The sequence below is a fragment of the Synechococcus sp. YX-04-1 genome, from assembly GCF_030546365.1.
Taxonomy (GTDB): Bacteria; Cyanobacteriota; Cyanobacteriia; order PCC-6307; family Cyanobiaceae; genus Parasynechococcus.
In genome coordinates this window covers 145,038-157,399 of the sequence record NZ_JAUONZ010000002.1, presented here as the reverse complement: position 1 = coordinate 157,399, position 12,362 = coordinate 145,038, and the positions used below count along the sequence as shown (strand labels likewise).

Below are 12,362 nucleotides of genomic sequence, written 5' to 3'. Positions count from 1 at the left end.
TCAGGTTTCCGTGTACAACAAACGCGCTTGAGCCCAGACCCGATCAAGATCCTGTTCAGAGAGTTGTAGAGCTTCTGGGAACATCGTTGAAAGCCATTGTTGGCGTTTCAACAGGGTGTCGGCCTCAAAAAATGTTTGCTGCGATGCGAGCACTCTGAATTTGAGGAATTCAAGCAACCTTGCGCGTAGGCGAATCGTATCCACGAGTTTGATTCGTCCGCCTTGATCTCGAAGTTGAATGGTGCTGCCGGGTTCAATCCCACTTAAATGGGGTGCAAGCAACTCCAACATTGTTGGAGGCTGCCAATGACGTTCCTTGGTCTCGGGGTGGGGGTAGTAAATCCAGCCATTCACAAACTCAGTTTCACTTGCTTTGATCTCCACGGTCCAGAACGAAAATGTTTCAGGGGGATGGAGTTCGGTCCAATGCAGCTTCTCGAACAGGTGATCTGGATCTGAGAGAGAAACCTCGAGCGGCGCAAAATCAATATTCAGCGTGCCGAAATAACAGCCGGACAGGTCGAGACCGAATGCTTTGAATGCAGGTACTTGCATTCGAATTGTTCCATCCGGATATGGAGATTCGTTGCTTGTTCCGGAGGCGACTCCATGGCCAGCACAGAGACGCCCAGTGAGCCAATCAGCGCTCATGGATTAACGAGTTCACGATGGCTGCAGCTCTCGCAGGGGCCTTCCGGCCACACGGCACAGCGAAGCAAAGGGCTGCGAGCATTGAACCGACATTTCGGGTCGCCGATCACCCAGCCGTGTCTCCAGGGTGTTGCGTCCGCGGGTCGAGCCTGGGGTTTCACCATCAAAGCCACCGATGCCATCACATAGCGACCGTTACGCAGGGCATAACGGTGTCGACGTTGCATCACAAGGAAGGATTGCTCTTCGACAACAAGCCAGCGTCCTGGTTGGGGTGGATCCTCAAGATCAATGCGATGGATCAAACGATCACCGCTGATATGGCGAAGTTCAACAAGCATGGCTTTCGTCCTGATCGAGATCGTTGCTGCGGATTGACATTCCCCAGCCAAACAGCATCAGCACCACCAATAGGGTGAGCCAATCGGGTTGATTGATGCTGGGGAGAACAACGTGAACAATCAGGCGCAGCGCCACAAAGGCAACAGCGAGAAATCCAGCCGTTTCCAGACGTGGATAGAGATCAAGCCAGCGGATGAACAGGGCGGACGTGAAGCGCAGCGCCACGATGCCAATGAAGGCGCCTGCGCTGATCAACAAAATTTGATCACTGATGGCCACTGCTGCGGCAACGCTATCAATGGAGAAGGCAAGATCTGTGAAGGCCAGCAGCAGAACAGTGTTGAGAAAAGGGCGTGAAAGAGCGCTGGATTCACTGCCCCCGATGGACTCCGCGTCAACGCCTGATCGATTGTTGAAGTGATCCACGACCAGCCACACCAGATAAGCGGCAGCCAATAACTGCACCCACGCGTTTTGCAACACCCACTGGGCAACAACGATTAAGCCGATCCGCAAGACCAGTGCAATGCCAATACCCAGGTTGAGGGCAAGGCGTTCCTGCTCCGGTTGGCGGCTGCTGCGGGCGATGGCAGCGAGGGCCACGGCATTGTCGGCCGACAGGATCAGCTCCAGCAACACCAGAACTGGGAGCAGTGACACAACCTCTCTCCATTGATCGGCACCTTCGAAAAAATCCGAGAGTGAGGGAAGCGAAGTGATGTCCATCGCGGCAGCCTAGAAAGTGCAAGCGCTGTTCCATTGCGATGCAGATCCGGGCCGAGCTGTGTCACGTCGACACCCTGCGATGCATCGTGCGTGTTGAGGCCTGGCACGACGGTGCTTTGCTGGGCAGCGCCCTTGGTGAAGCCGCGACGGCGGAGGAAGCTGAGGAAAGGGCCTTGCAGCGCCTGAACACCAGGCTCGAGCCCACTGGGCGAACTCAACCCACACAGACTTCGGCTCGTTCCGAAGCCAAGGCGAAAGATGGGGACGCGAAGGCGGTTCCCGTCGAACGTCCAAGAAAGCTTGATCAGGCCGAGCCCGTTTCTGCCTCGTCCACTCCTGCCCCACAGGAGCTCCCCATCACAGCTTCTGACAATGCCCCCTCTGAAACTCCCACGGATCCTGATGATTGGAGTGATGAGCTGACCGCCATCGATATGGAAATCAGACGCATCGGTTGGTCTCGGGAGCAGGAGCAGGAGTACTTGACCCGGGCCTTCGGTCTTGGCAGCCGCCATAAGCTGACGCGCTATGCCGATTTGGTGGCCTATCTGCGTCAGCTGAAGTTGATCCAAGCCAACGACGATGCATCCACGGCACCGGCCCCTATCCGTCGTGGTGACCTGCTTCAGCAAGGAGATTCAATGTTGAAGCAGCTGGGCTGGAGCGCCGATCAAGCCCGGGCTTTTCTCCAACAACAACTTGGGTTGACCAGTCGTCAACAGCTGAGCGATGAACAGCTGCTGCAGTTCAACATGCTGCTGGAGGAGCAAGCTATGAAAACGGCGAGCTGACATTTTTAGCTGAGAAGGAAGTGCTGACAACACTTCTCAGTGTTTAGGAGAAGGTAGTTTGCGTGCAGTTATGGCCTTTTGCAGCTGCTTCAAAGCCTTCAAGATCATGAACACCAACGTTCAGGAAGCTGAGCAACGGAAGCAGTTGCAGGCGATCCGAGCGCATCTGGTCAACCTTGAGGACGGCGCCGACCAGGCAATCGACGTCTAGTACAAAGATTGACTTAAGGGTTCCTTGATACTCCAAGGCTTAACCAAGCAGAGCTAGGACAGGGGTCATTGGGTCTCATCTTGTGTCTAAGGTTTCAAGCTTTGACGAAGATGCTGCAGAAATTCCGCCTCTGAAATTCGAGACAGGGCTCGAGGGGAGGGAGGCAGAGCTCCTGAATCGATTTATCTGGGGGAGGATCATGGTCTTGCTTGAGAGCGGCAAAGAGCTCGAAGCAAACTCACTTCTTGAGGAGTTCGAACAGCCAACTCTTTGGGACGACCCTCTTCATTGATTGAGTGAAGGATGGCATCGGCTTCAGTCTTCTGAACTGCAATAACGCCGGCACAAATCAGGACTGAAAAACCAAATGATCAGCCGGTTAGTGAACCAGGCGAGCAAGACGCCCAGAGCTATCGAGACAAGCGATTCCACTACAGGTCTTCAGGAGACCATTAGAAAGAGCTGAATGCTGCCAATATGACGTGATGGTCAAAGGATGAAGAACAGCCCTCAACGGTCAGTCGCGTACTGGTTCGTCCTTGCCTTTGGGTGCTTCGACCTGAGGCCTTGCTGCTGACTTTGAAGCAAGAGAAGCCTCAAGACGCTGCAGTTGCGCTTCACGCAGTGCGGCAGAGATATCGAGAGTGCGGTCAGCCATCGATTGGCGTTTCCAAAAGCGGAGGAGCAGGGCCTAGCGCTGTCGAAAGGGGGCCTACTGATCTGAGAACGCACGAACCATAAGGAACTGAAGGCCGCAGGCCACGGAGTAGAAATACCTAGGGTCAGCAACCCCTGACTGCTCAAAGCCTGGGGGCGATGTGTGTAACGAGGTCAGCGCTGCCCCTCGCTAGAGCAGCGTTACTTGCTGCAACCCGAATCGTTAAGCCCTCCATGCATATGTGACAAGTCAAACCTTTTGTCTCGACTTACCCAGACGGGACTCAATTAGCGACCTATCTGTTGGTTCAGTAGGGATTCAGAGCATGAAAGGCACCAAGACCAAACTCACAATCGCTCCAGAGGGCTTCGAGTACTACAGGGTTTGCGACCGAGAAGGTATCTGCCAAGTAGTCAGAGGCATGTGGGCAGCACAGCACCTCACAGAGGACATACGTGAGCTGAGCGCCACCAAGACAAAGTATTCAGAGGATTGGGTTTAGAGCCCTGAATCCGAAGTCATGAGAGAAGAAGTTCCTGGGGCTGCAATAAGCAGCCCTTCCCAAATGAACTTGTTGTTGTACGTGCAGGGCTAATCGTTTTTCGTGCGCGTTAAGTCTTACAGCCACATTGAAGCCATCTCAGAGACCTTCAAGATCGTGCAAAGCAACGTGCTGGAAACAAGTAACGCAAGCAGTTGCATGCGATCCGAGGGCATCTGGACAGCCTTGAGGACGTGGCATCACAGGTGATCGACGCTTAGTTCCTAGGAGTGGCCTACATCGAGGACCAATGCTTGATCCATTCTCTTTTCCTCGGCATTGAGGAAATCGGCCCACATCCCTATGAGGAAGCTCAGCGTCCCTAAGGCGCGAAGCTGCTCTTTCGAGCCAGGGCGGGTGTATTTGAAGTCCATAAACATACGATCGGCGACTGATCGCTGTTCTTGACATCGAGCATCAATGGACATCGTCAAGCCTCTGCTGACACGAACATAGTCGAACTTCGTTACATTCCGTAATGAGCTCACATTTCAGGTCCTTATGTCCATCTCCAGCCAAGACCTGATCATCTTCTTCGCAAGCTTCGGCGTGGCTCTCGTAGCCCTGAACCTCTACAAGCTGTCTCAGCCTGCAAAAGGCTGAGGCCTCAAACCCTTGGAACGATGTGAGTTACGAGGTCAGCTTTGACCCAGCTGGTGACGTGGTTATTCACATAGGTCACCTGGAAGAACAAAGGGGTCTTTGTGCTTTTGGCGCTGCCCATAACGTGAATCACGTCAGCCATATGCCAGGACCCGTCCATGTTCTTGATGATCACGGACATTCCCGCTTTGACGTGGTTAAAGATCGGATCCGGCTTAGGAGCTGCAACAGCGCTCGAGTAACCAGCTGACATACCACTTAAACCAGGCGCCTGTATTAACGCTTGGGAGGAAGCCAAACCCCACTAAGAGGGAATCAAGGTTCCTTTAAGGACGGTCACTCAGTGATTGATGACACGTGTTCTGTCTCCTAAACAGGGATAAAAACGAAATGCCGGCTGCATGAGGGTCAAGCCGGTGGCGGAGTTGCGTCCGTTTTCGCTCGACGCGATGCGACTCCGTCCGGGCAGCGCACCTAGCGATACATAGAGCAGCCATAAGCATCACTCACCAAAAGCGCGCTTTTTTGCGTGCAGATTGTCGAGGTTCGTTCAAAACCAAGTCAGCCACGCAATCTTTTGCTGCTGAAGCCACAGACGATCAGCTTGGCCAAATAAGCACTAACACTCAGGAATGGTCCGAGTTAGTGGTCTACAACGGATTTGCGGCAGGGACTGATACGGCGTCCATGCCGATTGCAGCAGAGTGAATCGTCTAAACACTCTGCGCATCCTGGCCATTTCCCCCGCTTCTTTCCTGAAGGGGGAGATGGCTCCTATGGGGCGATAACGAGCTTCCGTCTGCCCTGCGTTCAGAGCTAGTTGAGCGCTGAACTCAACTGCGGAAGTTGAACTCCAGCTTGTTTTTGGGCTTTTGATATTTGATCACATTCATCACCTGAAGACCGGTATTTTCGGACTTCCTTTCTTCAGCGAGCGCTTTAAGGATCATTGAGCCGGAGGCTTGCCAGTCGTGATTCACTTCGATCAGCTCCTTGGCTCGTGAATAATATTCGGCAGCCTGAGCCAAATGATTAGACTTTTGATTCAAAGCTTTTGATGATATAGCCGTTGTGATGGACTTCAACTCGTCTCGGTGAACTATACAGCATGCTTTTGCAATTGAAAGGTTGCTTATGCGGGGTCTCTAGCGGCGCGCTCTTTTGTAGAGGGCTTGATTTACGAGCGGAAAGGCATAGGGCATTTGGTTGATTTCATTCTTGATGGCTGAAAAGCAGGTGGCGGAGCCGTCCGAATAGCCATCTTCGAGAATGCTTGCTTTGGCCTGTTGAAGGGTTAATCCATCCCGCATTCCCGCTTCAAGGTTGAATGCCGCCTCATAGCTTTGGCAGCCACCAGATTGCGCTTGCATGCTTTGACCAAACAGCAACAGCGTCAGACCAGTAAGGCCAGCAAAACCCTTCCTAAGCAACCTGACTGACGGCATGTAAGGTGATTGATTGGTCGACGGCTGCTTGATCTGAGCGAAGGTCTCACCCCTATTGCCCGCTCCCAGACATGTTGCCTTGAGATCATATTTGCCATAAGAGTTGCCTTCAAATCTCAACATTTTGAATCTTTAACTTTTCAAAGTTCCAAGTTGCTTGCGCGATATGTTTAGTCATGGGCGACCCTACACTTGTCATACGGCAGCTGATCAACGAACTTCGGGATGACATGTCCGAAGCAGGCCGTGAGCTGAGAAATCGGAACGCTTGGGATCTTCAATGTCCCGTCGTCATCATTGACGCCCGAACCGAACCCAACCGGGTTGTTCGAACGTCGGTGCGTGGCATTACCGGTGCCATAGCCACCAGCAACGTGATCGACGATCCCTTGATGCGCTCCTTTCTGGAGCGCTTCCGTGAGGTTGGTGCTGATCAAGCGCTGGACGAATTTCTGAGGGGTCCCGAGGCAGAACGCTTCGCGGAACTCTGGGACATTTACAACGACGAAGCCCAACAGCAGGGTTTAGCGGTCTGGTCCCACAGTGACGCCGCCAAATTTGTACTCAAGTCGAAAACCTGTTTTGGCGATGGTCAGTTGGCCTGTGTGGCCATCACTTCCGGCGGTCATCGCGATGCCCACGACGTTCTCACCTTTTCTGTGGATGCCTGCTGGTTGTCTTGAGATCCCGCTCGGTCTCAAACACACCAGAAATCAGGAACGAATCAGTTGCACAACAACCAAAAGAGCTGAAGCTGCCAGTGGCCAAAGCAACCAGGTCAACTGAGGAACGGTTAGCGCGAGAACCAGTCCGATCACAAAGAAAATCAGAAAACGGCCGAGGGTCATGAAGGCACCAATACCGACGTATTGAACCGAAAACACCGCTTTAGGCCAGTTTTTCGTGCCTCGATCTAGGAGCGGGTTCTGGGTTGAACAGGATGGGGATCGATGAGACCACGAGCACTCCGCCAACTGTGAGCAACACCAGCAGCGGGATGGGCCGGACCAGCGGCTGACGCTCTAACGGTGTCGCGCAACTGGAGCAGAGCGGAATCACGCCTTTGGTGGGATGCAACACCAAGGCCGGGCCGCAACAGCAGGACGGACAGCGATAGCGCGGCATCGACCAGTGAAACGCAGCTCCTGGCACCTTATTGCGAAGATCATGGATTGCCGAGGCCTGCTCCATGCCGCTCCGTTCCCTGGTGACCAAGTTGCAGGAAACTGCTCTCACCGGTGAGCTTGATGAGCGCTCAAGCCGCGCTGAACGTCTGTTGATGCGCGGAGCAGGTCGTTGCAGCCGCGCTCTTGTGGCCAGTGCGCTAAGTCAACGACGGGGTGCACCTCTGCTGGTGGTGGTGCCGACGCTTGAGGAAGCAGGCCGCTGGACAGCGCTACTGGAATTGATGGGGTGGAGCCAAGCCAGCCTGTATCCCACCAGCGAAGGCTCTCCCTATGAACCTTTTGATCCCACGAGCGAAATCACCTGGGGGCAACTTCAAGTTCTGAGTGACCTGCTTGGGGAGCCCGACGCGTCGTCCTGGGCGATCGTGGCCACGGAACGTTGCTTGCAGCCTCACCTTCCCCCTCCAGATGTTCTCAAAGAGAAGACGCGCACCTTGCGCAAAGGGGATGAGGTTGATCTGGAGAGTCTTGGTGAGACGCTGGCTCAGCTCGGTTACGAGCGGGTCACAACCATTGAGCAAGAGGGGAGCTGGAGCCGTCGCGGCGACATTGTCGACATCTTCCCGGTGAGCAGTGAGCTGCCCGTTCGGCTCGAATTTTTCGGGGAGGAACTCGACAAGCTGCGGGAATTCGATCCCGCCAGCCAACGCTCATTGGACCCCGTCGATGCCCTTCGACTCACACCAACAGGATTTGGCCCTCTGATTGCGGACCAGCTCAGGGAGACGATGCCGGATGGACTGGAGCAATTGCTCGGTGCTGAGGAGACAGAGCAACTTCTGAACGGTGGAACACCGGAAGGCATGCGCCGGCTGATGGGGCTCGCCTGGGAGCAACCCGCCTCGTTACTCGATTACCTCCCTGACACCACAACGGTGGTGATCGATGAACGACGTCACGGTATGGCCCACGGACAACAGTGGCTCAGCCATGTGGAGGACCACCACCGCGACATGGCCGCTGAGGCGGGCCTGGACGATGGCGAACGTGATCAGCTCTGGCCAGCGGTTCTGCACCGTGGGATTGAATCCGCCTACGGACTGACGAAGGTCTTCCATGGCTTTGACATGGCTGAACTGCTGGAAGTTGATCAGCACCCCAACAGCTTTGACCTCGCCAGCCGACCTGTTGCGGCTTACCCCAACCAATTCGGAAAGCTCGGGGAACTGATCAAGGGGTTTCAAACCGACCGCACGGCGGTTTGGTTGGTGTCTGCGCAACCCAGCCGAGCGGTTGCTCTGCTGGAGGAGCACGACTGCATCAGTCGGTTTATTCCAAATGCCGGAGACAGCAATGCCATTGCCCGTCTGATTGATCAGAACACCCCCGTTGCGTTGAAGGTGAGGGGCACAGCGGAACTTGAGGGTTTGCAGCTGCCGGCCTGGCGGATTGCGCTGGTCACCGACCGTGAATTCTTTGGCCAACAGAGCCTCAGTTCCAGTGGTTACGTGCGCCGTCGCCGCAAGGCAGCAAGCCGCACAGTTGATCCCAACAAGATGCGGCCGGGCGACTTCGTGGTTCATCGGAACCATGGCATCGGCCGCTTCAAAGCCATGGAAAAACTCGCGATGTCAGGCGACATCCGCGACTACCTCGTTGTGCAGTACGCCGACGGAATCCTTCGTGTCGCCGCCGATCAACTCGGCAGTCTGGGGCGTTACCGCGCCACGACTGAAACACCCCCGCAGCTCAACCGCATGGGTGGCACAGCCTGGAACAAGGCCAAAGAGAGGGCCAAGAAAGCGGTCCGCAAGGTTGCCCTTGATTTGGTGAAGCTGTACGCAGAGCGGCAACAGGCTGCCGGCTTTGCCTTCCCAACCGACGGACCCTGGCAGGTGGAATTGGAGGAGTCATTCCCCTATGAACCGACGCCGGATCAACTGAAGGCCACGGCCGACGTGAAACGGGACATGGAACGGCAGGAACCGATGGACCGACTGGTTTGCGGTGACGTTGGCTTCGGCAAGACCGAAGTTGCGATCCGCGCCATCTTCAAAGCCATCACCGCCGGAAAACAGGTGGCGATGCTGGCCCCTACGACGGTGTTGGCTCAGCAGCACTGGCGCACGCTGTCGGAACGATTCGCGCCCTATCCGATCAAGGTGGCTCTGCTGAATCGTTTCCGAACAGCATCGGAACGCAAAACCATTCTCGATGGTCTGAAGCAGGGAACCATCGACGCGGTGGTGGGAACCCACCAGTTGCTCAGCAAAGGAGCGTCGTTTCAAGAGCTTGGCCTGTTGGTGGTGGATGAAGAACAGCGCTTCGGTGTGAACCAGAAGGAAAAGATCAAAGTGCTGCGGAAGGATGTGGACGTTCTCACCCTGTCGGCAACGCCGATCCCCAGAACCCTTTACATGAGTCTTTCGGGCGTGAGGGAGATGAGCCTGATCACCACACCACCGCCGCTGCGCCGTCCGATCAAGACTCACCTCGCCTCTCTTGATCCGGAGGCGGTGCGCAGCGCCATTCGCCAGGAACTGGATCGTGGGGGCCAGGTGTTTTACGTGGTTCCTCGGGTCGAAGGAATCGAAGACGTGGCTTCGGGCCTACGGGAGATGCTGCCGGGCCTCAAACTGTTGGTGGCTCACGGTCAGATGGCCGAAGGTGAGCTGGAAAGCGCCATGGTGGCGTTCAATGCCGGCGAAGCCGACGTGATGCTCTGCACCACGATTGTTGAAAGCGGTCTGGACATCCCGCGCGTCAACACGATCCTGATTGAAGACGCCCACCGTTTTGGCCTTGCCCAGCTGTATCAACTGCGGGGACGGGTGGGCCGCAGTGGGATTCAGGCCCATGCCTGGTTGTTCTATCCCGGCAATGGATCGCTGAGCGACAGTGCGCGTCAGAGGCTTCGCGCCATTCAGGAGTTCGCCCAACTGGGCAGTGGTTATCAGCTCGCCATGCGGGATATGGAGATCCGCGGGGTCGGCAATCTGCTCGGCGTGCAGCAGAGCGGCCAGATGGAAACCATCGGCTTTGACCTCTACATGGAAATGCTGCAGGAATCTCTGGCTGAAATTCAGGGTCAAGACATCCCCAGTGTTGAAGACACGCAAGTTGACCTCCCCGTCACGGCCTTTGTGCCTGCTGACTGGATCACTGATCCCGATGAAAAAATCGCGGCCTATCGAGCTGCAGCCGACTGCCTGACGGCGGAAGCCCTTGTGGAGCTGGCTGCCGGTTGGGCCGATCGCTACGGAGCGCTGCCTGCTGCCGTGGTGTCACTTCTGCAGTTAATGGAGCTCAAACTTCTGGCGAAGCGGTGTGGCTTCTCGAGGATCAAACCGGAGAAGCCCAACGTGGTGTTCGAAACCCCCATGGAGGAGCCGGCGTTCCGTTTACTGCGCCAGGGGTTGCCCCAGCACCTGCATGGCCGTTTGGTGTATCAGGCCGGCAGCGGCATACAACACAAGGTGATGGCCCGAGGTCTCGGTGTTCTCCCCATGGAGAAGCAACTGGAACAGCTGATGGAATGGCTCCGTCTCATGGCAGCCCAGATTCCCGACGCCGATGGCAAAACCGAGTCACAGCGGCAGGCGGAGCTGCGGGTCAAGAACGCAGAGGTGCTTCAGGTCTGAGCTTTGAACCCAATTCTGAGAAAAACGTTACCAACCACGCAATTCTTCGTTACATTGGTCTGAACGAAATCCTTTGGACATGGGTGAATTCGTCGAGATCGGTGCTGGTGGCGTCTCTCTGGAACTGATCAGCGGCGTTTTCTGTGCCACAGCACTTGGTGTGTATGCCCTCTTCCAACCTGATGCCTCAGACGACGACGACTCCAACGGTGGTGGCGGCGGCGGATTGATGCAGCCGATCTCCTGACCTACTGCAGTGCGTAGCTGAGATTGGCCCGGCCCGGCTGATACGTGGTGCCCGTCTGAGTTCTGTTCAACTGTTTCAGCAGAGTCCCCTCAGCCGTCCTGTACTGGCTGTCTTTCTCTGTTCCAAGGTCTTCAACCGAGAAATTCTTGAGCTCCTTCTCCGACATCGCTGCGTTGATGTCCGGTTGGATCCCGTTCTTGTGAATATCAGTTCCCTTAGGGGTCAGATATTTGGCGATCGTGACCGTCAAACCGGATCCATCGGCAAGGCCGCGAACAGCCTGAACAAGACCCTTGCCAAAGGTCTTCTGACCGACGAGCTGTGCACGGGAATTGTCCTGGAGGGCCCCTGAAAGAATTTCGCTTGCACTGGCAGATCCTTGGTCAATCAGCACCACCATTGGTTTGTCGGTGATCGCATTGCCCGTGGCGCGCCTCACATCGCGGATTCCTTCACGGGTTCGGGTGCTGACAATGGTGCCTTCGTTGAGCCATTGGCGGGCGATGTCCACGCTGGCCTCGAGCAGGCCGCCTGGATTGCTGCGCAGATCCAGCACATAGCCCTCAGCAGCCTGCGATTCAAGATCCTTGATGGCCGCACGCATCTCACGCGTGGCGTTGGCATTGAATTGCTTGAGACGGATGTAGCCCACCTTGCGGCCGTTGGGCGCCGTGTTGAGCATGGCCTTCACGGCATGGATCTCAATCCGCGCCCGTTTCAACGGCACATTCAGCACCTGACCCTGGCGCCTGAGTCCCAACACCACATCGGTGCCCTCAGGGCCTCGGATCAACTTGACGGCGTCCTCGGTGGTCATGCCTTTGGTGGAGGCACCGTCAATGGAGACAATCACATCCTTGGGCTGAACGCCCGCACGGGATGCAGGGGTGCCCTCAATCGGGGAGACAACAATCAGCTCCTTCGTGTCTTTGTCGAGACTGAGCTGGATCCCCACGCCCATCAGCTCACCGGAGGTGTCGATCTGCATTTCCTTGAATTCCTTCGGATCAAGGAAACGCGTGTAGGGATCATCAAGGCTGGCCAGCATGCCGCGGATCGCCTCGTAGGACTCGGCGCTGCCCCCATAAGACTTGCTGAGCAGATTGCTCCGCAATTGGCGCCACGTTCTTTCGTCGTAGGAACCCGTCGAATCCAGGTAATCGCGATAAACGATCTGCCAGACCTGATCAATCACCTCCTTGGGGCTGTCGTGGATGGATCCGCCGGAGGCCGATGGCAGGGAGAGGCCCGGTGAACTGATGCCCATGGCGGTGACCACACCGCCGACACCAAGCATCAACAGCAACGGAGTCGATCGGACCAAAGAACGCAGGCGCTGACTCCGAACCATGGCCCTTCAGGACTGATTCTTCAGACTA

16 protein-coding genes are annotated in these 12,362 nt (G+C 55.9%); 5 read left to right on the top strand and 11 right to left on the bottom strand.

The features are described from left to right. From Q3Y53_RS04155 to Q3Y53_RS04145, 3 genes are read right to left on the bottom strand one after another with little or no spacing between them, the layout of a single operon-like run. Entirely contained in the window at window positions 1-651 is a 651-nt protein-coding gene (locus Q3Y53_RS04155; protein ID WP_303533165.1) for a hypothetical protein, read from the bottom strand. Then, on the bottom strand, window positions 648-992 hold the full coding sequence (locus Q3Y53_RS04150; RefSeq protein WP_226423924.1) for a DUF6464 family protein: 345 nt from the start codon (window positions 990-992) through the stop codon (window positions 648-650). Before Q3Y53_RS04150 ends, Q3Y53_RS04155 begins: the two co-directional genes overlap by 4 nt. Continuing rightward, the gene (locus Q3Y53_RS04145) at window positions 982-1,719 is read right to left on the bottom strand and encodes a DUF475 domain-containing protein (RefSeq protein ID WP_303533161.1); all 738 of its coding nucleotides are present in this window, start codon (window positions 1,717-1,719) and stop codon (window positions 982-984) included. Before Q3Y53_RS04145 ends, Q3Y53_RS04150 begins: the two co-directional genes overlap by 11 nt. A 38-nt stretch (window positions 1,720-1,757) precedes the next feature. On the opposite strand from Q3Y53_RS04145, the gene Q3Y53_RS04140 reads away from it, so the two are divergent. Together Q3Y53_RS04140 and Q3Y53_RS04135 are read left to right on the top strand one after the other, a co-directional pair. After that, a complete protein-coding gene (locus Q3Y53_RS04140; RefSeq protein WP_226423926.1) occupies window positions 1,758-2,510 on the top strand; it encodes a hypothetical protein in 753 nt (250 codons plus the stop codon). 293 nt (window positions 2,511-2,803) lie between these two features. After that, on the top strand, window positions 2,804-3,013 hold the full coding sequence (locus Q3Y53_RS04135) for a hypothetical protein (protein WP_226423927.1): 210 nt from the start codon (window positions 2,804-2,806) through the stop codon (window positions 3,011-3,013). A 225-nt stretch (window positions 3,014-3,238) separates the two neighbouring features. Here Q3Y53_RS04135 and Q3Y53_RS04130 read toward each other — a convergent pair whose 3' ends face one another. From Q3Y53_RS04130 to Q3Y53_RS04110, 5 genes are all read right to left on the bottom strand, one after another. Beyond that, window positions 3,239-3,379: a hypothetical protein gene (locus Q3Y53_RS04130; RefSeq protein WP_303533157.1), complete on the bottom strand. Its 141-nt coding sequence runs from the start codon at window positions 3,377-3,379 to the stop codon at window positions 3,239-3,241. A 765-nt stretch (window positions 3,380-4,144) separates the two neighbouring features. After that, window positions 4,145-4,348 carry a hypothetical protein gene (locus Q3Y53_RS04125; RefSeq protein ID WP_226423929.1) on the bottom strand — a complete coding sequence of 68 codons (204 nt, stop codon included), beginning with the start codon at window positions 4,346-4,348 and terminating at the stop codon, window positions 4,145-4,147. A gap of 179 nt (window positions 4,349-4,527) precedes the next feature. Next, a complete protein-coding gene (locus Q3Y53_RS04120; RefSeq protein ID WP_226423930.1) occupies window positions 4,528-4,776 on the bottom strand; it encodes a DUF3104 domain-containing protein in 249 nt (82 codons plus the stop codon). Between the two features lie 580 nt (window positions 4,777-5,356). Continuing rightward, window positions 5,357-5,551, bottom strand: a complete 195-nt coding sequence (locus tag Q3Y53_RS04115; RefSeq protein ID WP_303533153.1) for a hypothetical protein — start codon at window positions 5,549-5,551, stop codon at window positions 5,357-5,359. 117 nt (window positions 5,552-5,668) lie between these two features. Next, a complete protein-coding gene (locus Q3Y53_RS04110) occupies window positions 5,669-6,091 on the bottom strand; it encodes a hypothetical protein (protein ID WP_303533151.1) in 423 nt (140 codons plus the stop codon). A gap of 107 nt (window positions 6,092-6,198) precedes the next feature. Here Q3Y53_RS04110 and Q3Y53_RS04105 point away from each other — a divergent pair, with 107 nt between their 5' ends. Then, window positions 6,199-6,651, top strand: a complete 453-nt coding sequence (locus Q3Y53_RS04105) for a hypothetical protein (protein ID WP_303533149.1) — start codon at window positions 6,199-6,201, stop codon at window positions 6,649-6,651. Between the two features lie 30 nt (window positions 6,652-6,681). On the opposite strand, the gene Q3Y53_RS04100 is transcribed toward Q3Y53_RS04105, so the two are convergent. Together Q3Y53_RS04100 and Q3Y53_RS04095 are read right to left on the bottom strand one after the other, a co-directional pair. Next, a complete protein-coding gene (locus Q3Y53_RS04100; RefSeq protein WP_303533147.1) occupies window positions 6,682-6,852 on the bottom strand; it encodes a hypothetical protein in 171 nt (56 codons plus the stop codon). Window positions 6,853-6,856: 4 nt separating this feature from the next. Further along, the gene (locus Q3Y53_RS04095; RefSeq protein ID WP_303533144.1) at window positions 6,857-7,093 is read right to left on the bottom strand and encodes a hypothetical protein; all 237 of its coding nucleotides are present in this window, start codon (window positions 7,091-7,093) and stop codon (window positions 6,857-6,859) included. Between the two features lie 64 nt (window positions 7,094-7,157). Between Q3Y53_RS04095 and mfd the strand changes: the two genes are divergently transcribed. Next, window positions 7,158-10,736: a transcription-repair coupling factor gene (gene mfd / locus Q3Y53_RS04090; RefSeq protein ID WP_303533142.1), complete on the top strand. Its 3,579-nt coding sequence runs from the start codon at window positions 7,158-7,160 to the stop codon at window positions 10,734-10,736. Between the two features lie 79 nt (window positions 10,737-10,815). Further along, a complete protein-coding gene (locus Q3Y53_RS04085; RefSeq protein ID WP_188022244.1) occupies window positions 10,816-10,983 on the top strand; it encodes a hypothetical protein in 168 nt (55 codons plus the stop codon). A gap of 1 nt (window position 10,984) precedes the next feature. On the opposite strand, the gene Q3Y53_RS04080 is transcribed toward Q3Y53_RS04085, so the two are convergent. Further along, window positions 10,985-12,334, bottom strand: coding sequence for a S41 family peptidase (locus tag Q3Y53_RS04080; protein ID WP_303533135.1), 1,350 nt, complete (start codon window positions 12,332-12,334; stop codon window positions 10,985-10,987). Between the last annotated feature and the right edge of the window lie 28 nt (window positions 12,335-12,362).